This window comes from Streptomyces sp. NPDC005799 (genome assembly GCF_040630525.1).
GTDB classification, from domain to species: domain Bacteria; phylum Actinomycetota; class Actinomycetes; order Streptomycetales; family Streptomycetaceae; genus Streptomyces; species Streptomyces griseorubiginosus_B.
The window spans coordinates 1-18,565 of sequence record NZ_JBEXXQ010000014.1; the positions used below are offsets into that span (position 1 = coordinate 1).

Here is an 18,565-nt window from a genome sequence, read left to right on the forward strand (position 1 = left end):
CGAGATCGGCGTTCCGGCGACGGCGACGCTCCTGCCGATCGTTGCCGTCAACCAGGGCAAAGACTGAGCTACTTGACAAATCAGATTCCACAGAAGCTTGGGCAGCACCACGAACCCCTTCTGGTCGTCGGGACGTTTGACGATCTCAAGGGTGAGCTGGAGCTTCTCGGCCGCCCAGTCGACGAGCCGACCCGCATAGCCACCGTCCGCCCAGACGAGGCGGATGGAGAAGTACATGTTGCGCAGCCGCTCCAGCAAGGGCAGTGCGGCGTCGCGGTCCTGCACGCTCGCCGCACTCACCACGACGGCCAGGACCAGGCCGAGGCAGTCCACCACCAGGTGCCGCTTGCGCCCGCCCACCTTCTTCCCGCCGTCCCCCCGGACGTCGAGCGCGGAATGTTCGCCGCTGCCCGCAGTGACTGCGAGTCCACGATGGCGGCTGTCGGGTCCGGCGAACGGCCTTCCTTCTGGCGCACCTTGTCGCGCAACCGGTCGTGGAGCTCGGCAAGCAAGCCCGTCACCTGCCAGCGGCGGGCGAACGCATGCACCCTCCGATACGGCGGGAAGTCACAGGGCAGGTTGACCCACTTCACGCCGTTGTCGACTACATAGCGGACCGCGTCCAACATCACGCGGTGGCAATAACCCTCCGGCCGCCCGCCCCGCCCCTGAAGCCACGCGGGGACTGGCAGCAGGGGCCGGATGATCTGCCACTCCGCCTCCGTCAGGTCGGAGCCGTAACACCGCACGCGGTCCGGCCCGTCCGCCGCGTTGCCGAACCTGTGCGCGAGACAGTCACACGCCGGAGACGGCGCGTTGGACTCCACAGACGCGAGCACGAAAGACTGCGACACAGGGCCTCCTGGTGCTGCTCGGTTGGGGTCGCAACCCCGAGCTACCAGGAGGCCCTGCCGTTATGCCCCGACCGCCGAGAGGTCACCCGAACAGGAACCGTGTTCGACTGATCAAGCCTGCCGAGCGGTAAGCGGATGGCGTCTCAGACCAACCGGCTGCGGGCTCAACTGCTGGAGTTCTTCCCAGCGTTGGAGCGCGTGGTGAACCTGAGCAAGAAGGGCCCGGTCGTCCTGCTGACCGGCTACCAGGTGCCGGCCGCGATCCGCCGCAGCGGGGCCAGGCGGATCGGAACCTGGCTGAAGAACCGCAAGGTGAAGAACGCCGCCGCGCTCGCCGAAACAGCCGTCGAGGTAGCCAGGGCCCAGCACACCGCACTGCCGGGAGAGACCCTCGCGGCCGCCATGGTCGCCCGCATAGCCATGGGCGTGCTGGCCCTCGACGAGGAGATCGCCGAACTCGACGCGCTCATCGAGAGCCGGTTCAACGAGCACCGACACGCAACGGTGATCCGGAGCCTGCCCGGCATGGGCACCCTCCTCGGCGCCGAGTTCATCGCCGCCCCCGGTGGCGAGTCCGCGCGGAAGCGCGGCAAGACCATCGGCGGCGCCGGGGTCACCGACGCCGACATGCTCGCCATGGCCCTCCATCTGCGCGACCAGGAGATGAGCCTGCGCACCACACGCGACGCCGGCACCCTCCTGTTCACCCCCGGCGGGTCATCGGTGGACCCGCTCACCGGGACGCCGGAGTGCGGCAGTATCGCCGTTGCCACGGCCGCCCTGCGGGCCTGCGTGCTCAAGCTCAACCAGGTGCTCGCCGGCACGGGCGGGTACGCGGCGCACGTGCCGATCTTCACCTGGACCGGCTCCGGTGGCCCGGAACCCCAGGCCGACACTATCGCCGAGCACTACGGGGACATCTGCACCAAGCGCGAGGGCGCAGAGCACCCGTACGACATCCGGCGACCTGCCGCTGAGGCGATGCGCGGTGCGGGGCGCCGCGGGCGGCCCGCACCGCGCACCGTCGGCAGCAGCCGGGTTCGGGAGTCAGTTCGCGCCGATGGCGAGGTCGAGAGTCGGCGCGACGGCCGTGAAAGCCTCGTCGACCAGTTCGTCCATATCGACGGTGCCGCCGCTCTCTGACCAGCGACGCAGCGACGTGTTGAACGCGGTGAGTGCGACACCGGCGGCGAGCCTCGGCCACAGGTCGGCCTCCGGGGCGAGGCCGGTGCGTTCGGCCAGGATCGTCGTCATCTCGTCCTGCCAGTGCGTCTGCCGCTCCAGGAAGCGGGCCAGCAGGGCCGGGGTGTCGAGGACCAGGCTGGTCAGGCTCCGTGTCCTCACCGGATCACCGGCCATCATCGCGGTGAACACCGACAGCGCGTGTCGCAATGCCACCGCGGGTGACTCGTCGGCGGGCCGGTCGCGCAGTTCCGCGCACAGCTGGGTGCCGGCTCCCGCCAGCATGTGCACGATGACGTCTTCCTTGGACTCGAAGTAGCGGGAGAACGTGCGGCGTGACATTCCCACGGCGGCCGCGATCTGGTCGACCGTCATCTCGTTGAATCCCTTGTTGGCCAACAGATGGACGGCGGCTTGGGTCAGTTCGTCGCGTACGAGCTGACGCTTGCGCTCGGCCAGGTTGACCGCGGGAGTTCTGGTCGTATCCACCACCCTATGTTACATCGCGCTAGTTCAGTCTCACCAGGAAAAGTTTGACACACTGAGTCATTAATGGCAGTCTGGGAACCATGGTAGACAACAAGTGGACCGCTGACAGAATCCCTGACCTGAACGGCCGGACGGCCGTTGTGACCGGCGCCAACAGCGGCCTCGGTCTGGCCACCGCCCGAGAGCTCGCCCGGCACGGGGCGCACGTCGTACTGGCCGTGCGCGACGAGGACAAGGGGCGTCGAGCCGCCGCGGAGATCGGCGATGTCCAGCCCGGTGCGCGCCTGGAAGTACGGCGTCTGGACCTGGCCGACCTGGACTCCGTCAGGGCGTTCGCCGCCGGGATGCATGACCGCGGGACCGGCGTGGACGTCCTGGTCAACAACGCCGGCGTGATGGCGCCGCCCCGCACGCTGAACCGGCACGGGCAGGAGGTGCAGTTCGCCAGCAACCATCTGGGCCACTTCGCCCTCACCGGCCTCCTGCTGGACCTGCTGCACGCCGGCCGCGATCCGCGGGTGGTGACCGTCACCTCGGCCCTGCACCACGGCGCCCGGATCCCCTTCGACGACCTGACCGGCGCCACCTCGTACGCGCCGATGCAGTTCTACCGGCAGTCCAAGTTCGCCAAGGTCGTGTTCGCCCTGGAGTTCGACCGTCGCCTGCGCGCGGCGGGCAGCCCGGTGCGCAGCCTGCTGGCCCAACCCGGCTTCTCGGCCACAAACCTGATGACCAGTGGCCCGACCGGCCTCCTGCGGACCTTCGTCACACTCGGCCGCGCACTGGTCGCCCAGGACGCCGCGTCGGGCGCCCTGGCCACGTTGTACGCGGCGACCGCGCCCACTGTCGAGGGTGGACAGCTCTTCGGTCCCGACGGCTTCCGGCACCTGCGGGGACATCCCACGACGCTCCATCCCGACCCCGCGGCCGAGGACCCGGAGACCGCGCGGCGACTGTGGCAGCTCTCGGAGGACCTGACCGGCGTGTCCTATGCGGCCGCCTTGTCGGTCTGACGTGGCGCCGACACAGAGTGCTCCACAACAACCAGGACAACAACCAGGAGAGTGGACAGACGATGACGGAAACGCCGGAGTTGCCGCTGCAGATGCGGCGCAACGGCTTCGACCCGGTCGAGGAACTGGCGCAGGCGCGCGACGGCGAAGGCGTGGTTCCGGTGCACCGGCCCGGCTGTACGACCGGCTCGGCGACGGGGTAGTCGTTCTGTACTTCTATCCCAAGGACGAAACCCGCGGCTGCACGGCAGAGGCGTGTGCTTTCCGGGACAGCCACGAGGCCTTCACCGACGCCGGAGCCGAGGTCATCGGCGTGAGTTCCGACTCGGTGGACAAGCACGCGGCCTTCGCCGCCCGGCACAACCTGCCCTTCACACTGCTGAGCGATGAGAAGGGGCAGGTACGCAAGGACTTCGGCGTGCCTAGCGTGTTGGGCATCATCCCGGGCCGGGTCACCTACGTCATCGACCGTCAGGGGATGGTCCTGCATGTCTTCAACTCACTGACCAACACGGACCAACACGTCAACGATGCGCTCGACGTGGTCCGCAACATCCAGACCGAGGACTCGGTCTGACGCCGCCGCGATCCACCTCAGGCCGGTGGACCGCCGTGCCACAGAACAGGTGGCGCGATCAAGGTGTCGACTGCACCGTTATGACGATCCCCGCTTAGGCCCCCACAGCTGGTTCCGTCCCAACCCGTTTCCCCTGACGACAACCCCGCCGTCCTGCCTCCATCGGCGAAGGCCAGCTACCCGAGGTGCCGCTGCCCGACTTCGTCAGTGGTGAAGCCGCGAAGCCCGGTCCGCCTCCCTGCTGGCCGCACCCCCCGCAGAAGGCCGCAGCCGCAAGAGGCGTCCGCGACGCGCTCCTGGCCAGTGGCCGACCCCGCGTTCGACAATTCAGACAGGAGCATGACCATGCCGAATGGCACGATGAGAGCAGCTCAGATCAACCGCTCCGGTGGGCCGGAAGTGCTGCAGATCCGCGATGTCCCTGTGCCGACTCCGGCGCGCGGACAGGTACTCGTGAAGGTGCACGCGGCCAGCGTCAATCCCATCGACACCCAGCTGCGACGGCTCCGGCTGGGGTCCTTCCCCCGCGGGACCGGCGTGGACTACGCGGGAGAGGTGGCCGCGCTCGGCCCGGACGTCGACGGTCTGGAACCCGGGCAGCGGGTATGGGGCTTCCTGGGCGTCCGCATGCGCAGGACCGGTGCCGTTGCCGAGTACCTCGTCGCGAGACCGGAGCAGGTGGCGGCGGCGCCCACCACCATCGACTTCGTCTTGGCGGCAGCGCTGCCGGCCGTCGGCCTCGCCGCTCTGCAGGTCCTGCGGGACGGGCTGCGGTTGCAGAGCGGCCAGCGGCTTCTGGTGGTCGGCGCCAGCGGCGGAGTCGGCAGCACCGCCGTCCAGCTCGGCAAGGCCATGGGCGCGAGCGTCACGGCCGTCGCGAGTGCCCGCAATGCAGACTTCTGCCGTGAGCTCGGAGCCGACCAGGTCCTCGACTACGACTCGATCAAGCCCGGCGCCCTGAAAGGGGAGTTCGACGCGCTCGTGGACTGTCACGGAGGCTCCGCGCGTCAGTACCACCGGATGGTGCGCAGGGGAGGTCGCGCCGTCACCATGACCATGAAGGGCCTGCCGTTCGCCCTGCTCTCCGTACTGCTCCCCGGACCCCGGATGCGTTTCATGTCCGAGAAGATGCGGCGCGACGACCTGGAGACCCTGGTCGGATATGTGGACCGCGTCGAACTGCGCCCGGTGGTCGAGCAGGTCTACCCGCTGAGCGCCGTCCAGGACGCCCACCGCGCGGTCGAGACCGGCCACGCCCGAGGCAAGCGCGTTGTCGACCCAACTCAGTGAGGGTTTTCAGCGGTGCCGCTCCAGGGTGAGGACGGCCTTGATGATTGACGTCATGCGGTTGGGGCTGCATCGGGCTCTGCGGAAGATTCGCCAGGATTTCAGGTGGGCGATTCCGCGTTCGACGGGCACACGGGCCGCGGACAGAGCCCGGTTGGCCGTCTGCTCGGTCGGGGTGAGTTCGCCCTGGGGCGGCCGGCGTTTGGGGGTGGTGACCCACTCGCCCGCGCCGATGTAGGCCATGTCGGCGAGGACGGGGACGCCCTGGCGCTCGCAGATCTGGATGATCTTGTGGGTGCGGGCGGCGGTCAGGTCGTGCGTTCGGCCGGGCAGGGCAGGTGAGAGCCACAGCGTGCGACCGGCCGGATCCGTCATGACCTACACGTTCACACCGTGCCGCTTGTGCTTCGTCGAGTAGTCCGCGCGCCCGTCGCCGACCCGGTCGCACTCGGCGAGTGTGCCTGTCCACAAGAACATAGTCGGGGTCTGTCTCGCGCAGGACCTTCAGCAGCCCCGGCGCCTTGTCGGCCAGGTGCTCGACGACGGTGGTGCCGTACGCGTGGGCGGTGCCGACGGAGATACGGAAGCCCGCGGCGAGTTGAGCCAGGGGATCGTGCCGGCGCAGGTACGCGAGAGCGATCACCGCACGCTCGGACGGCCCCAGTTTGCAGCGTCGGTCACCCTCACGGGTGACGATCAGCATCGTCACCCACTCCACGAGTGCGTGCGGCAGGTCGAGTGCCCGGTTCCAGCCAGATCCGCGATCACCTCGGCCACCGTCTCCCGCGTGATCCGCAACCGCGACCACGCCTCCCGCTCACCCTCAAGACGCGCGGTCAACTCCACGGTCTCGGCCTCCAGGGCCTCCACCCGGGCACGGGCCGCCGCCTCCCGCGCCTCCAACTCCTCGATCAACGACCCCATCAGCGTCGCCTCCTCCACCCAACACGGTAGAGACCCGACCACGCCACCATCACCCGCAAAGGCATTCTCCCAGCTCAAACCGTCCCCCGAGGAGAGCTACACCCATCTCCTTTTCCTGGGACAGGAGTTGGCCGGACCGCACCTCGCGGTCGGAGTGGTCGACGGCGCCCGCTGGCGGGATCTCGGCGCGACCTGCAACCCCCGAGGTCGGTACACCAGGAAGCGCGGCGGGTGCTTCGTGCGCACGCAGTATGGACCCGAGGCGCGGGACGCCGGGCGGGTGTGCGCCAGGGTGGTCGAAGCGGTGAGCGCCGCTTTCGCCGGTGGATTCTCCAGATGCGCGAGCCAGGTGCTTCCGCTCCGCTGGGCGTCGCCCAGAGAGTAGTTCGCCGGGGCTGGCAATTACCCCTAGATCATGATGAAGCCACGAAAGGCAACCATGAGGTAATCGACGAAGGGTTACTACTCGTTACCCATCGTGCCGTTCCCATCAGGTTCCCATCTAGGACAAAAGCACCCGTCTGTGATCCTCGCCGACGGGTGCTATGTCCAATTATCTAGCATTTTGTTGTGCCCCCGGCAGGATTCGAACCTGCGACACCCGCTTTAGGAGATCATCCGGCCGTTCTGCTGGTCAGCGGTGAGGCTTGTTCGTCTCCTGTGAACGGGGTGCGGTCGGTCCTCCCAGTACGGCAACGTGCACTGGTGTTGCCGTCAAAGACTGCCGTCACTCGACTGCTTCCCCTCGCCTGCTTCAACGGGGGGTACGTCACCGATCAGCGCCTAAGCGGGAGCCCTGCCCACGGCCAGTAGGTGTGAACTGGCAGCAAGCAATTCCGGGTACGGCTCTGCCATGCGCGCCGCCTCCATGGCGGAGGTGATCAGCTCGTCCGTGGGCCCCTCGCCCGGCTGCTGCTCGGCAGTCTTCACGAGCGACCACGCGGGCCCCTCGATCCCGAAGACCTGCACATCCGTAAATCCGGAGGTCGTCAACTCCGCCACAAGCTCTTCAGCCCGGTGGAAGTAGGACAAGGTGAAGCCTCGGACACCGTCATAGACGGCCGTCTCAAGAATCGTGGCAACGGAGTCACGAATCCGTTCGGTGTGCAGGTGGGCGTACGTGACGTGCTCAAAGAGCGACGCGTAACGGTTGATTGCAGCCGCAGCGACCAGTCCGCCCGGCTTCACCACGCGGCAGGCTTCCGCCAGTGCCCTGCGCCGATCGTCAGGGTCGGGAAGGTGGTACAGCGGCCCGAGGAGCTGTACAACGTCGAAACTGTCGTCCGGCTCGCGCAGATCGCGAGCGTCACCCACGATCGCCGGGCACACGGCCGCCGCGATCTCGACATGACGGGGCACGGGGTCCACGAGCGTGACGTCGTAGCCGTCCTTCACCAGCCATTCAGCATGAATCCCGGTCCCCCCTCCCACGTCGAGCACGCGCGCCGGCGCGGGAGGCAAGAAGCGTCGGAGGAGTTCTTGAGTCCTCAACAACTCCATACGTCCGTCTGCCGACCTGCGCAGGCGGCTGTCCTCGTTCACTGTCTCGCCGTAGAACCGCATCACGGAGGGAGCCAATTCGAGATTCGACATGGTCGAAGTATCCTGTGTACCGGTGGACCAGTCCAGTGTGCGGAGTAGGGGAAGCCATGGCCGTTCTGAAGTACGAAGAGATCGCCGAGTCTCTGCGCGCCCGCATCGCCGCTGGTGAGTACGCCCCCGGTGCCACCATCCCATCCGGCCGTGATCTGGCCGAGCAGTGGGGCGTGTCACGGGCCACCGCCATCAAGGCCGTGGACGTGCTCCGCAACGATGGCGTGGTGGTGGCCAAGCAGGGCACCGGTTTCGTCGTCACAGAAACACCCGTTGCCCGCCCCGCCGGCGCTCGCCGAGCCGGGTCGGCTCGCATCTTGGGCGGAATGCCGTTCTTGCGGATCGGTACGCCCGACTGGGCGGAACCTCCTACCCGCGTCGCCAATGCGCTTGGGATCTCCTCCGGAGTGCAGGCACTGCGACGCATCCGCGTCCTGCAACTCCCGGATGGAACCCCGAATAGCTGCGTGGAGGCGTGGTTCCCCCCGGAGATCGCGGAGGCATCACCTCGCCTCGCCGACACCGCTCCCATCGCCGAGGGCACGACCCGCTACGTGCGTCGGCAGACCGGCCGGTACCCAGTCGAGGGAGTGGACATCACCACAGTCCGCCTCGCTACGGACACGGAGGCTGACCGCTTGCAGGTAGCGCCGGGCACTGCGGTCGCCGTGCTACTCCACACGGCATACGACGGGGACGGCCGTCCGTTGGTCTGCGAGGAAGGCGTCACGCCGTCCTCGCTTTTCGAGCAGGTCGACACCTACGCCATGTAGGCAACTCGCCTGAATCGAGCTGGACCGGTCCGCCGGTCCAGCTTTTTTTGATGCATCGTCATAGCCTCTGAGCTGCAGAAACCCCGACTGTGGTCGCCCAACTCCGTTTTCATCGCTTGACTGGACCGGTCCACCGGTCCAGTCTGTATGTGTGACGCCGTTCCTCCTCTGTGAGGAGCGGTTCCGGATCGGGATGGCTCGTGCAGTTGGGGCCCCGCGCTGGTGGTCGCTTGAGAACTGCATAGGTGGGCCCCGTCTCCCCGAGTCGAAAAGACGGACCGCGCGGCTAGGTCGCGCATCGACCCTCGCGGCGTTCGCTGCGGCCGGTTGCCTCCGCTGCTCGTCTCGTACGAGCAGCGCTGAGGGGAGCCGGATCTACCGACTTCAACGGCGCGTGGCCCCGGTGCTGGAACACCGGGGCCACTGTTCGGGCCGTTCCTGTCTGAGAGGAACAAGACCCAATGGAACACATCGTCACTGTTCAGGACGCTGTTACCGCGTTCGCCGACTTCATGGAGCCGACGAACGCTGAGCTGGACGCCATCGACCGGGAGATGCCCGCGATCCTCGCGGACGTCGATCTGTTGGACGCGCAGATCATCACCATCGACCGCACCCCGACGGAGCTGGACGTCCGGCGTATCCGCCGGGCCCGTCGTCGGCTGCTGGCCGTGCTGGCGCAGCAGGCGACGGACGCGCACCGGGGCGGCGCGGCGTGAACGGATGTGAGACGGCGCGGGAGTTCACCGCGCAGATGTCCGTGCGTGCCGGCCGCTGGCGCCTGTACGTGGTGCTGCTGAACACCACCGAAGCCTGGCCGGAGTACCGGTTCGGGCGTTCGGTGCCGACGTTCACGGACCGTACGAACGCGCTCAACGCGCTCGGCTTCGAGCCGGTTGCGGGCGCTGAGTGGACGTGGACCGAGGACAGCGAAACGCCCGACGACCCTGCTTCCCCGGTCGTGCTGATCGCCGCGATCCGGGTCCGTTCACGGGCGGAGGTGATCACGTGAACGCCGTTCATGTCCGTTCAGCGGAGAAGGCGCTGAGCGTCGGCACGTGGCTGATCGTGGCGGGCGCGATGCTCTATTCGATCCTCACGGTGACCCCGCTGGCCGCCGCGCACACGCCCGATCGGTGGGCTTGGACGGCCCCCATTCTGCCCCTCGTAGTCGATGCGGCGGTGGTCATCGTCGTGCGGCTGGACGCGGTCCTCGCCCGGCTCGGGGGTCACGGCGGTAAGTGGCCGGTCGCGTTGCGGTGGATGACCGGCTGCATGACGCTCGCCCTCAACGTCGCCGACTCCGCCTTGAAGAACGACCTGGTGGGCGTGGCTGTGCACGCGGTGGCGCCGCTGCTGCTGATCGTCACGGCGGAGACTGGGCTTGCCTACCGGCGCGCGATCACCGCCGCTGTGCTGGCGCTGGAGGTCAAGCAGCAAGCGGAGCGGGAGGCCCGTGAGCGGGCCGCGATCGAGCGGCGCGAGGAGGCCGCGCGGCGGGCCCGTGAGGAGCGCGAGCACGCGGCGGCGCTGGCGCGTGAACAGCGTGAGCACGAGGCCCGCATGGCTCGTGAACAGGCCGAGCGGGAGGCCGCTGTACGGCGCGAGGAACGCGAGCGCGAGCAGGCCCGCGAGCGTGCCGAGCGTGAGGAGCGTGAACGCCAGGAGCGCGAGCGTGAACAGCTCCGGGTGGAGCGTGAACGCCGTGAACGCCAGGCCGCCGAACGCGCCGAACGCGAGCGGCGGGAGCGCGTGGAGCAAGAGCGCCGTGAACGGGCGGAGCGGGAGGAGCGGGCCGCGCGTGAACGCGCCGCGCTGCTGTCCGGCGGCCCGGTCGCGGACAAGCTCCCGGAGGACGACGCGCGCGCCATCGTGGCCGCCGCCCATGCCGAGGGCCTGTCGGTGCGTCAGGCTGCCGAGCTGTGCGGCTGGTCGGTCGGCTGGGTCTCGACCCGCTACGCCGAACTGCGCGGGAGCGTCAACGGCGTTCCCGTTGACCTCGCCGGAACGAGTCACGGATGACCGCCACTCCGGCGAGTGGGTCTTTGCCTGTGTACCGGTGGCGGCTCGCCCCTGACGGGTTGGCGACCCGTCGGCAGCTTCGTGCGATGGGGCTGCGCCCGGGTGGTCAGGACGTGGCCGCCGAACTCCGGCGCCCGCGCCGCCGGCGGGGCCCGCTGGTCGCCTACCTCTACCGCATCGACTGCGCGAAGCCCGTCCGGCCGATGACGCCCGGCCGGTGGGCCGCGCTCGCCCGGGCCAACCGCGCCCGGCGGATCTGCCCCGCGTGCCGGCGTGATGCCGGATACGTCATCCCCGCCGCACTCGGTGCGTGCGTGCCCTGCGCCGACTCCAACTGACCCGAGGGAGAGCCCTGATGGCCCACCGTGACCCGCCGGGGATCATCGCCCCGCACATTCCCGCTGACGTCTACCGTCGCGCCGAAGCCACCGGTCAACCGGTCGTCTTCGTCATCGAGGACAACAGCGCCGCGTCCTTCCCCTGGCAGCGTCTGCTGCTGCCGTTCGCCATCGCTGGCGCCGCCGCGCTCGGTACCTGGGGTGTGGTCGCCGCTCTGTGCTGGCTCATGGACGTCGCTTCCCACACCGCGACCGTCATCGCCGGCGCCGCCGGGCCCGTCAGCGCGGGCGGCGTCACCATCAAACTCGCCCGGTCCAAGAGCAAGTGACCAGCGAGGCACCAGAGTTCTCGCCTACGGCCTTCCATCCCCGAGAGGGGTGAGGCCGTAGGAGGCCCGTAGAGCGTCCGATCCCCCTCCCGTGTGGGTTGAGACCCCCGGGACCGCGAACGGCCGTCCACGGCCTCACAGAGACGCTCTGTGACCGCGTTTTCGGGCCCTCTACGCGCGCGTGCGCGTAGGGCCCCTCTCCCCGGAACGGCGCAACCCCGCAACTTCACAGGTCAGAAGCGGTTGCGGGGGCTCAACTGGCGTTGTCGACGCAACCGGCAGCACCAACCATCCCAAATCGGACGGGCCGGTGACGCCACGCAACGGCGCACCGGCCCTCATCCACGGTCTTGAAGGGACCCTTTCGTGGACTGGAAGCAAGCATGGTCGACCACCACCACAACGACCAACACCGCGCTGGACGCGCTCGCGCCGATGTACGCCCCGTTCGCGGCCCGCTGGGACCGCGAGGCCGAACGCCGGACGCAACTGCGGACGCCGGAGAACCTCAAGGCGCTGATGGCGGCGCAGCGGGAGCACAACTCCGCCCGTTCCACGGCGGCGATGGCCCGCAATCAGCGCAGCGCGGCCCGCAAGGCGTCCAACAATCCGCTGTCGGCGACCCGTCGGGCCGCGCGCACCGCGGACAAGGCCGCCCGGCAGCACCACAGCCAAGCCCGTGCGGTGCTCAAGGCGGCGCGGAAGAACTACCCGGCCACCCTCGCGGCCCGCGCGGTGCAGACGCACGCGGCGCACACGGTGCCGAGCGGGCTGGCGTCGTGGCTGATGACGGAGGCCACGCACGCGCTCACCGTGTGGCCGGCGTCCGTCTCCGCCGGGCTCATCGGGTTGAACGTCGCCGGGTTGTGGCTGGGGCGCCGTCAGCCGTCGGTGCGCCTGGATGACGGGATGACGGCGGAGGAGCGGCGCCTGGCTTCGCGGCTGGACCCGTCGTTCTGGGTGACCAACGCGGATGCCCGCGGCTTGTCGGGCACGGTGCCGACGCCGGCCAAGCTGACCCCGGCCGGTCTGGTCTCGCACGTGCGCCTGGATGGCCGGTGGACGCCGAAGACGTTCCGTGCGAAGGCGGATGAGATCCGGGCCCTGCTCGGGGCGCGCACCGACCTGCGCATGGAGATCACCTCGGGCAGCCACGGGGACCGGGCCACGATCACGCTGCGGACCCGCAGTGCGGCCGATGGCATCGACCTGACCGGCTGGACGCCCGGCGCCCCGTGGGGCGTCGACACCGTCACGGGTGAGCCGGTCATGGTCCCGCTCGGGCGGCGGATGCTGGTCGCGGGCACGTCTGGGTCGGGCAAGTCGTGGTCGACTCGGGCCCTGCTCGCGGAGGGCTCGGAGGCGGCGGATCACCGGCTGGTGGTCATCGATCCCAAGCGGGTGGAGGCCATGAATTGGCAGCACCGCGCCCGCACCGCCATCACCCCGGATGAGGTGCTGGAGGTGACCGACGATTTGGTGGCGGAGATGCACGAGCGGCTGGCGCTCATCCCGCGCGGCCAGGACGTCATCGCCATCAGTGCTGAGCGGCCCCGGATCACCGTGTTCGTGGACGAGGGCGCGGAGGTCATCTCCATGTCCGCCGCCACCCGGGCCAAGCCTACGAAGGACGATGCGGGGGATCCGGACTGGGGCCGGATCATGGAGAACCTGCGGACCCTGGCCCGCATGGCGCGCGCGGCCGAGATCATCCTGATCTGGGCGACGCAGAAGCCGACCATGGACCGCAACGGCGGTATCGACCCGCAGATCAGCGCGCAGATCACCTACCGGGCCGCCCTCGCGCTCAGCACGTCCGGTGAGTCCCGAGTCGTGTTCGGTGAGGACGCCACGGAGAAGGGCTGGCACGCGCACGAACTGCCCATGCCCGGCGTGGCCATGCTGCGCTCGGGACCGAAGGCCAAGCCGCATCCGATCAGCACCCGCGCGTTCTCCCCGGCGGACGTCATCGCCCTGCCCGACCGGCCCATATGGCAACGCACCACCTCCGCACCGACCGGAAGCACCCTCCGGCTGGTCAAGGAGTCGGCCGATCCGACCGGCGCAACGGTGCCCGCGACCGCGTCGGAGTCGAACCGGGACCGGGTGCTGCGGGCCGTGCAGGACGGGGCGCGGACCCTGCGGGACATCACCGACCGGACCGGAATCAACAAGGGCACCGTGTCCCGCGAGATCAAGACCCTCACCGGTACGGGCGCCCTGGTCAAGAGCGACGACGGCATGCTCCTGCCCGGCCAGGAAGCGGCCTGACCACTCCCGCGCACGACAACGGCGGCCCCCTCACGCCAATGAATCGGGGCCGCCGCCAATCCAGCCCACGCAATCGAACTGGAGACATCCAGCATGCCCCAACCCGGCACCACCATGACGAGCAATCCGGCCTGCTCGCTCTTACTCGCTTCCGCATTGAGCGCTGCTGAGCGCAACTGGCCCGTCATCCCCCTGCACCCGTGGGCCAAGCGGCCGGCCGGACACCCCGAGCGCGCATGCCCGCGCACCGGACGCTGCGCCAACGGGCACCGCAAGCCCGAACAGCGCGCAACGACCAACCCCGAGCTGATCCACGCCACATGGGGCGCCCGCCCCTACAACGTCGGGATCGCAACCGGACCGGCCGGACTGCTCGTCATCGACCTGGACGTGCTCAAGCCCGAAGAGCCAAAAGGAGCGCCTGACGGCGCAACTTCCCTTGCGGCGCTCTGCGAGCGCACCGGACAGACCGTCCCTCGCACCTACCGGGTGCGGACCGCGCGCGGTGGGGAGCACCTGTACTTCACCGCCCCGCCCGGCGTGCGGCTGAAGAACAGCGCGGACCGGCTCGGCAAGCACATCGACACCCGCGCGTGGGGCGGATACGTCGTCGCCCCGGGCAGCACTACCCCCGACGGCACATACGAGGTCACCGACGATGCTCCGGTGGCCCCGCTGCCCGCGTGGCTGGCTTCCCTGCTCGCTGCGCCGCCCAAGCCCGCACACGTGGAACTGGCGCCCGTGCGGGACGGGACGCGCGCGGCGAACACCGCTCTCGAACGCGAATGCGCCGTCATCCAAGCGGCGGCCGAGGGCGGGCCGAACGGCCGCAACAACACGCTCCACAAGAGCGCCTGCAAGGTGGCCCGGTTCGTCGCGTGGGGCCACCTCCCCCGGCACGTGGCAGAGCAGGCAATCCAGGCGGCGGGGGAGGCTACCGGACTCCCGCCGGCCGAGTGCCGCACGACCATCCGCAGCGCCATGGACTGGGTCATCGCTCATGCCACGCCACGGCAGGCAGCCTCATGACCGGCCCCAACTCCCCCCGCCTGGACTGCCCCACCGCCCCCGCCGCCGGACCGCACGCCGCCCCACAGCCTGTGGATACGGCGGCTGTGGGCGGGCTGACAGGCGCCGCCCGTCAGGGCGTCGTAACTGCCCTTCTCCCGAACCGGTCCCAGGTCCGGCCGGGAGCTGACCCGACCCCGGAGGCGCCCGGTATCCGGATCTTCGCCCCGCCGGTCTACCGGCACCACTACGACGGCGCCCGCTGGTCGACGCGCCCCGGCGCACTGCCCACCGCCGCCTACGCCTGCTGCTGCGGGCTGACCGGCACCGCTACCGGCCCGGTGGCCATCGCCGCGCTGGTCACCGAGTACGACGCCCACCGCTCCGCCTGCACCGGGGCGCTCGCCCCGCCGTGTGAAGGGAGGCACGCCGCATGACCGCCATCGACGGCGCCGCGCTGCTCAACGAGGTGGAAGCCTTCCACCGTCGCTTCAACGTCTTCCCGCACGAGGCCGCCTACGTGGCCGTGGTCCTGTGGGACGCTCACGCGCACCTGCTCGACTGCTTCGAGTCCACCCCGCGTCTCGCGTTCCTGTCCCCCGAGCCGGGGTCCGGGAAGTCCCGTGCGTTGGAGATCGTGGAAACGCTCGTGCCCAACCCGATGGCCGCTGTCGATGCCTCCGCCGCCGCGCTCTTCCGTGCGGTGGCCGGCGTCGACGGCAAGCGGCCCACGATCCTCTTCGACGAGATCGACACCATCTTCGGCCCCAAGGCCGGGGAGAACGAGCAGCTCCGGGGATTCATCAACGCAGGACACCGCCGCAATCGGCCGATGTTCCGCTGCGTGGGAGACGGCGCCAACCAGACCGTGCAGGCTTTCCACTCCTACGCCGCCGTCGCCGTGGCCGGGCTTGGCTACCTGCCCGACACGATCCGGGACCGCTCCGTCAACATCCGCATGCGCCGCAGGGCCCGCAACGAGAAGATCGAGCCCTACCGCACCCGCATCCACGAGAAGGAAGGGTTCGCCCTGCGCGACCGGCTCGCCACCTGGGCAGAGCAGGTCAGCGAGCGGGTCATGAACGTGTGGCCGGCCATGCCCGAGGGCGTCACCGACCGGCCCGCCGACGTGTGGGAACCGCTGCTGGCGATCGCGGACGCAGCCGGCGGGGACTGGCCCGACCGGGCCCGTGAAGCCTGCGTTGTCCTGGTCACCGCGTCCAAGGCCAACGACAAAGGCAGCCTCGGGGTGCGGCTGCTGACCGACCTGCGCGACCACGTCATGGTCGGCATCGACCGCCTGCCCACGGTCGCGATCCTCGACCGGCTCAACGCCCTGGATGACGCTCCGTGGGCTGACCTGCACGGCAAGCCGCTCGACAACCGGCGCCTGTCGAAGATGCTCGCTGAGTACATGACGGCCGACACCGAGCCGATCACCTCCCGCAACATCAAGACCGCCGGGAGCGTCCTCAAGGGCTACTACGCCGCCGATCTGCACGACGCGTGGGCCCGCTACTGCCCCCCACCCCCGGAAAGTCCGCTACCTCCGCTACCCGGCACGGAAAACGTGGCCTGACCAGCGACAACGGGGTAGCGGCAACCGACATCCGGAGCCGCTACCCCGCCGCTACCCATCCGCTACCGCTACCCCTTCCCGCTACCCCGAACAGGCCCCTGACCTGCGCGGTAGCGGCGGTAGCGGAAGTAGCGGACTTCCCACAAGGGGGCCGACGCAGGCCCCGCCCCCTCGGAGGTTTCGACGTGCTCACCCTCGTCCCGACCGATCCCCAAGCCCTGACCGTTCCGGAGGTCATGACCGCTCTGAAGCTCAGCCGCAGCAAGGTCTACGACCTGATCCGTTCCAAGCAGCTCCCGAGCTACACGTCCGGCCGCGCACGCCGCATCCCGGTCGACGCCGTACGCCACTACATGCACAACCGACTTGAGGAGAACGCAGCCTGATGGCTCAGCGAAAGAGGAACCCCAACGGCGCTGGCAGCATTTGGCAGCGCAAGGACGGACGTTTCGAGGCCCGCGTGTACGTCCCTCAACCGGATGGCACGCGCGCCCGTAAGACGGTCTACGGCAACACCTGGGAAGAGTGCGACGAGAAGCGGCAGGAACTCGTGCGCCGCGCCCGTCAGGGCATCCCGACGCCCACCCGTTCCGCCAAGCTTTCCGAGTGGCTGCCGTACTGGCTGGCGCACTACGTCGAGCCGCGCCGCAAGCTGAGCACGTACGACAAGTACGAGACGCATGTGCGCCTGTACCTGATCCCTCTGCTGGGTACGAAGCGGCTGGAGTCGCTGAGCGTCGCCGACGTCCGGCGCTTCACCACCCGCATGCAGAGTGCCAACACGGCCGCGACTGCGAAGGAGGCGCACCGCGTGCTCCGTACCGCGCTCACGGCGGCCGTACGGGAGGAACTGATCACACGGAACGTCGCGGCCCTCGTGGAACCGCCCCGGGTGAAGATGCGGGATATCCAACCGTGGTCGTTGGACGAGACGCTGACGTTCCTGGAAGCTGCGCGGCGAGACCCGCTGTACGCCGCGTTCGTCCTGGCCATCGCCATGGGCCTGCGGCGCGGGGAGTTGGTGGGGCTGCGCTGGTCGGACATCGACCTCGACAACCGGGTGTTGCACGTGCGCCACCAGACGCAGCGCCGGCGCGGCGCGCTGTACGACGACGACCCCAAGAGCCGCCGCAAGCGCGTGGTGCCGATGCCCGCCCTGTGCATCGCTCCGCTCCGCTGGCACCGGCTCAGGCAGCGGGATGCGTTCGCGCGCACGGGAACCGCGTGGTCCGAGAAGGGCTACGTCTTCGCCACGCGGAACGGCCGGCCGGTGGAGCCGCGCAACGTCTATCGGTCGTTCACGCGGGTCGCCGCCGATGCGGAGCTGAGGGTGGTCCGGCTGCACGATGCCCGGCACGGCTGCGCCACGCTGCTGACGGCTGCCGGCGTCGCGCCGCGCGTCATCATGGAGATCCTCGGGCACAGCCAGATCAGCATCACGATGGACGTCTACACGCACGTCGTGCACGACACCCAGCGAGAGGCGATCAGCCACATGGACCGGTTGCTCAAGCGCCGTCTTCCGGGCGCCTGAGACGCGACTGCCGTCAAATGGTGCCGTCAAAACGGCCCGGACCATGATCGGTCCGGGCCGTTTTGGCTGGTGCCCCCGGCAGGATTCGAACCTGCGACACCCGCTTTAGGAGAGCGGTGCTCTATCCCCTGAGCTACGAAGGCTGGGATCTGGTGGTCGGCCGGTGGCCGGGTCACCGGTGACAGTGTAGCGGCTGGTGGTGGGGCCGGTTGGAGCGTTGGTCACCACTCCGGGGCGAGTTCCTTGATCAGGAGGGAGAGCGTGGGGAGGTCAGGGAGGGCGGTGAGGGAGGTACGTACCTGATCGTCCGCGAACGCCCGTTCGTCCGGTGTCTTCGTCTGGTCCACCGCTGCTTCCGCCTGGACATGGACGTAGTTCAGGCTGGTCGCGAGGAGCATGGAGAAGGCGTGTGGGGTGCGGATCGTTCCGGGGCCCCCTGCCGCCACGTACGCCCGGACCAGGTGCCGGGCCGCGTCCGGGTTCGGGCGGTTCCTGCCCGACCAGGCGAACACCACCGACGCCAGTTCCCGTGCCGGTGTCGTCGGTCCCGCGTTGTCCCAGTCGATCAGGACCGGGCCGTCCCGGCCGACCAGGACGTTCTGGGGCTGGACGTCGAGGTGGGAGGTCACCAGGGCGGTGCGGTCGGCCGGGGTCACGTAGCGGGAGAGTCCCGACGACCTGGCGGCGATGTCCGCCCCGAGGCGCCGGCCCGGGGGGGGGGGGGTGGGGGGGGTTTTTGGGCGGGGCGGCCCCCACGCATAGGGGGGGGGGTTTTAATAAAACGCGCAACGG

General features: G+C 69.4%; 22 protein-coding genes, 1 tRNA gene and 2 pseudogenes. 17 read left to right on the top strand and 8 right to left on the bottom strand.

Translation table 11 applies throughout. The features are described from left to right. Nucleotides 1-360 (bottom strand): transposase (locus ABZ453_RS15750; RefSeq protein ID WP_359015464.1); only part of this gene is annotated, 360 nt, incomplete at its 3' end. Next, nucleotides 297-854, bottom strand: a complete 558-nt coding sequence (locus tag ABZ453_RS15755) for a transposase (protein ID WP_359015466.1) — start codon at nt 852-854, stop codon at nt 297-299. The genes ABZ453_RS15755 and ABZ453_RS15750, both read right to left, overlap by 64 nt. Nucleotides 855-998: 144 nt before the next feature. Here ABZ453_RS15755 and ABZ453_RS15760 point away from each other — a divergent pair. Further along, a pseudogene (locus tag ABZ453_RS15760) lies at nt 999-1,427 on the top strand (IS110 family transposase); the annotation flags it as partial. Nucleotides 1,428-1,901: 474 nt separating this feature from the next. On the opposite strand, the gene ABZ453_RS15765 reads toward ABZ453_RS15760, so the two are convergent. Then, a complete protein-coding gene (locus tag ABZ453_RS15765) occupies nt 1,902-2,525 on the bottom strand; it encodes a TetR family transcriptional regulator (protein ID WP_359015468.1) in 624 nt (207 codons plus the stop codon). A gap of 80 nt (nt 2,526-2,605) precedes the next feature. On the opposite strand from ABZ453_RS15765, the gene ABZ453_RS15770 reads away from it, so the two are divergent. The 4 genes from ABZ453_RS15770 to ABZ453_RS15785 all read left to right on the top strand — a co-directional run bounded on the left by ABZ453_RS15770 (nt 2,606) and on the right by ABZ453_RS15785 (nt 5,405). Beyond that, nucleotides 2,606-3,538 carry an oxidoreductase gene (locus ABZ453_RS15770; protein WP_359015470.1) on the top strand — a complete coding sequence of 311 codons (933 nt, stop codon included), beginning with the start codon at nt 2,606-2,608 and terminating at the stop codon, nt 3,536-3,538. Between the two features lie 62 nt (nt 3,539-3,600). After that, complete coding sequence (locus ABZ453_RS15775; protein WP_359015676.1) at nt 3,601-3,741, top strand: hypothetical protein; 141 nt, start codon at nt 3,601-3,603, stop codon at nt 3,739-3,741. A 5-nt stretch (nt 3,742-3,746) separates the two neighbouring features. Then, on the top strand, nt 3,747-4,115 hold the full coding sequence (locus tag ABZ453_RS15780; RefSeq protein ID WP_359015667.1) for a peroxiredoxin: 369 nt from the start codon (nt 3,747-3,749) through the stop codon (nt 4,113-4,115). 360 nt (nt 4,116-4,475) lie between these two features. Then, nucleotides 4,476-5,405, top strand: a complete 930-nt coding sequence (locus ABZ453_RS15785; RefSeq protein ID WP_359015472.1) for an NAD(P)-dependent alcohol dehydrogenase — start codon at nt 4,476-4,478, stop codon at nt 5,403-5,405. A gap of 6 nt (nt 5,406-5,411) precedes the next feature. On the opposite strand, the pseudogene ABZ453_RS15790 reads toward ABZ453_RS15785, so the two are convergent. The 3 genes and pseudogenes from ABZ453_RS15790 to ABZ453_RS15800 form a co-directional block, all read right to left on the bottom strand. Then, nucleotides 5,412-6,105 (bottom strand): annotated as a pseudogene (locus ABZ453_RS15790) (transposase family protein). 2 nt (nt 6,106-6,107) lie between these two features. After that, nucleotides 6,108-6,326 (bottom strand): hypothetical protein, encoded by a 219-nt coding sequence (locus tag ABZ453_RS15795; protein ID WP_359015474.1) that lies wholly within the window; start codon nt 6,324-6,326, stop codon nt 6,108-6,110. A gap of 783 nt (nt 6,327-7,109) precedes the next feature. Further along, on the bottom strand, nt 7,110-7,919 hold the full coding sequence (locus ABZ453_RS15800) for a methyltransferase domain-containing protein (RefSeq protein WP_359015476.1): 810 nt from the start codon (nt 7,917-7,919) through the stop codon (nt 7,110-7,112). 56 nt (nt 7,920-7,975) lie between these two features. Between ABZ453_RS15800 and ABZ453_RS15805 the strand changes: the two genes are divergently transcribed. The 12 genes from ABZ453_RS15805 (at nt 7,976) to ABZ453_RS15860 (ending at nt 17,773) form a co-directional block, all read left to right on the top strand. Beyond that, the gene (locus ABZ453_RS15805) at nt 7,976-8,692 is read left to right on the top strand and encodes a GntR family transcriptional regulator (protein WP_359015478.1); all 717 of its coding nucleotides are present in this window, start codon (nt 7,976-7,978) and stop codon (nt 8,690-8,692) included. A 461-nt stretch (nt 8,693-9,153) separates the two neighbouring features. Then, complete coding sequence (locus ABZ453_RS15810) at nt 9,154-9,411, top strand: DUF6284 family protein (protein WP_359015480.1); 258 nt, start codon at nt 9,154-9,156, stop codon at nt 9,409-9,411. Continuing rightward, nucleotides 9,408-9,704 (top strand): DUF6303 family protein, encoded by a 297-nt coding sequence (locus ABZ453_RS15815; protein WP_359015482.1) that lies wholly within the window; start codon nt 9,408-9,410, stop codon nt 9,702-9,704. Before ABZ453_RS15810 ends, ABZ453_RS15815 begins: the two co-directional genes overlap by 4 nt. Beyond that, on the top strand, nt 9,701-10,714 hold the full coding sequence (locus tag ABZ453_RS15820; RefSeq protein WP_359015484.1) for a DUF2637 domain-containing protein: 1,014 nt from the start codon (nt 9,701-9,703) through the stop codon (nt 10,712-10,714). Before ABZ453_RS15815 ends, ABZ453_RS15820 begins: the two co-directional genes overlap by 4 nt. Beyond that, nucleotides 10,711-11,052 carry an RRQRL motif-containing zinc-binding protein gene (locus ABZ453_RS15825; protein WP_359015486.1) on the top strand — a complete coding sequence of 114 codons (342 nt, stop codon included), beginning with the start codon at nt 10,711-10,713 and terminating at the stop codon, nt 11,050-11,052. Before ABZ453_RS15820 ends, ABZ453_RS15825 begins: the two co-directional genes overlap by 4 nt. Before the next feature lie 17 nt (nt 11,053-11,069). Then, complete coding sequence (locus tag ABZ453_RS15830) at nt 11,070-11,381, top strand: hypothetical protein (protein WP_359015488.1); 312 nt, start codon at nt 11,070-11,072, stop codon at nt 11,379-11,381. Nucleotides 11,382-11,747: 366 nt separating this feature from the next. Further along, nucleotides 11,748-13,652, top strand: coding sequence for an FtsK/SpoIIIE domain-containing protein (locus tag ABZ453_RS15835; protein WP_359015489.1), 1,905 nt, complete (start codon nt 11,748-11,750; stop codon nt 13,650-13,652). 114 nt (nt 13,653-13,766) lie between these two features. Further along, complete coding sequence (locus ABZ453_RS15840) at nt 13,767-14,681, top strand: bifunctional DNA primase/polymerase (RefSeq protein WP_359015668.1); 915 nt, start codon at nt 13,767-13,769, stop codon at nt 14,679-14,681. Beyond that, nucleotides 14,678-15,097 carry a hypothetical protein gene (locus ABZ453_RS15845; protein WP_359015491.1) on the top strand — a complete coding sequence of 140 codons (420 nt, stop codon included), beginning with the start codon at nt 14,678-14,680 and terminating at the stop codon, nt 15,095-15,097. The genes ABZ453_RS15840 and ABZ453_RS15845 overlap by 4 nt, the downstream gene beginning before the upstream one ends. Beyond that, entirely contained in the window at nt 15,094-16,239 is a 1,146-nt protein-coding gene (locus ABZ453_RS15850) for a DUF3631 domain-containing protein (protein WP_359015493.1), read from the top strand. The genes ABZ453_RS15845 and ABZ453_RS15850 overlap by 4 nt, the downstream gene beginning before the upstream one ends. 185 nt (nt 16,240-16,424) lie before the next feature. Continuing rightward, nucleotides 16,425-16,625: a helix-turn-helix domain-containing protein gene (locus ABZ453_RS15855; protein WP_351581085.1), complete on the top strand. Its 201-nt coding sequence runs from the start codon at nt 16,425-16,427 to the stop codon at nt 16,623-16,625. Further along, nucleotides 16,625-17,773: a site-specific integrase gene (locus ABZ453_RS15860; RefSeq protein ID WP_359015496.1), complete on the top strand. Its 1,149-nt coding sequence runs from the start codon at nt 16,625-16,627 to the stop codon at nt 17,771-17,773. Before ABZ453_RS15855 ends, ABZ453_RS15860 begins: the two co-directional genes overlap by 1 nt. A gap of 67 nt (nt 17,774-17,840) precedes the next feature. Here the strand turns inward: ABZ453_RS15860 and ABZ453_RS15865 are convergent. Then, nucleotides 17,841-17,916, bottom strand: a tRNA-Arg gene (locus ABZ453_RS15865). 78 nt (nt 17,917-17,994) lie between these two features. Next, nucleotides 17,995-18,429, bottom strand: coding sequence for a phosphotransferase (locus ABZ453_RS15870; RefSeq protein WP_359015498.1), 435 nt, complete (start codon nt 18,427-18,429; stop codon nt 17,995-17,997). Nucleotides 18,430-18,565: the final 136 nt, after the last annotated feature.

Excerpts from the sequence above, each read along its gene's own strand:
- ABZ453_RS15770 (WP_359015470.1), top strand. The coding sequence starts at position 2,606 with ATGGTAGACAACAAGTGGACCGCTGACAGAATCCCTGACCTGAACGGC.
- ABZ453_RS15775 (WP_359015676.1), top strand. The coding sequence starts at position 3,601 with ATGACGGAAACGCCGGAGTTGCCGCTGCAGATGCGGCGCAACGGCTTC.
- ABZ453_RS15785 (WP_359015472.1), top strand. The coding sequence starts at position 4,476 with ATGAGAGCAGCTCAGATCAACCGCTCCGGTGGGCCGGAAGTGCTGCAG.
- ABZ453_RS15795 (WP_359015474.1), bottom strand. The coding sequence starts at position 6,326 with ATGGGGTCGTTGATCGAGGAGTTGGAGGCGCGGGAGGCGGCGGCCCGT.
- ABZ453_RS15800 (WP_359015476.1), bottom strand. The coding sequence starts at position 7,919 with ATGTCGAATCTCGAATTGGCTCCCTCCGTGATGCGGTTCTACGGCGAG.
- ABZ453_RS15805 (WP_359015478.1), top strand. The coding sequence starts at position 7,976 with ATGGCCGTTCTGAAGTACGAAGAGATCGCCGAGTCTCTGCGCGCCCGC.
- ABZ453_RS15810 (WP_359015480.1), top strand. The coding sequence starts at position 9,154 with ATGGAACACATCGTCACTGTTCAGGACGCTGTTACCGCGTTCGCCGAC.
- ABZ453_RS15825 (WP_359015486.1), top strand. The coding sequence starts at position 10,711 with ATGACCGCCACTCCGGCGAGTGGGTCTTTGCCTGTGTACCGGTGGCGG.
- ABZ453_RS15830 (WP_359015488.1), top strand. The coding sequence starts at position 11,070 with ATGGCCCACCGTGACCCGCCGGGGATCATCGCCCCGCACATTCCCGCT.
- ABZ453_RS15840 (WP_359015668.1), top strand. The coding sequence starts at position 13,767 with ATGACGAGCAATCCGGCCTGCTCGCTCTTACTCGCTTCCGCATTGAGC.
- ABZ453_RS15845 (WP_359015491.1), top strand. The coding sequence starts at position 14,678 with ATGACCGGCCCCAACTCCCCCCGCCTGGACTGCCCCACCGCCCCCGCC.
- ABZ453_RS15850 (WP_359015493.1), top strand. The coding sequence starts at position 15,094 with ATGACCGCCATCGACGGCGCCGCGCTGCTCAACGAGGTGGAAGCCTTC.
- ABZ453_RS15860 (WP_359015496.1), top strand. The coding sequence starts at position 16,625 with ATGGCTCAGCGAAAGAGGAACCCCAACGGCGCTGGCAGCATTTGGCAG.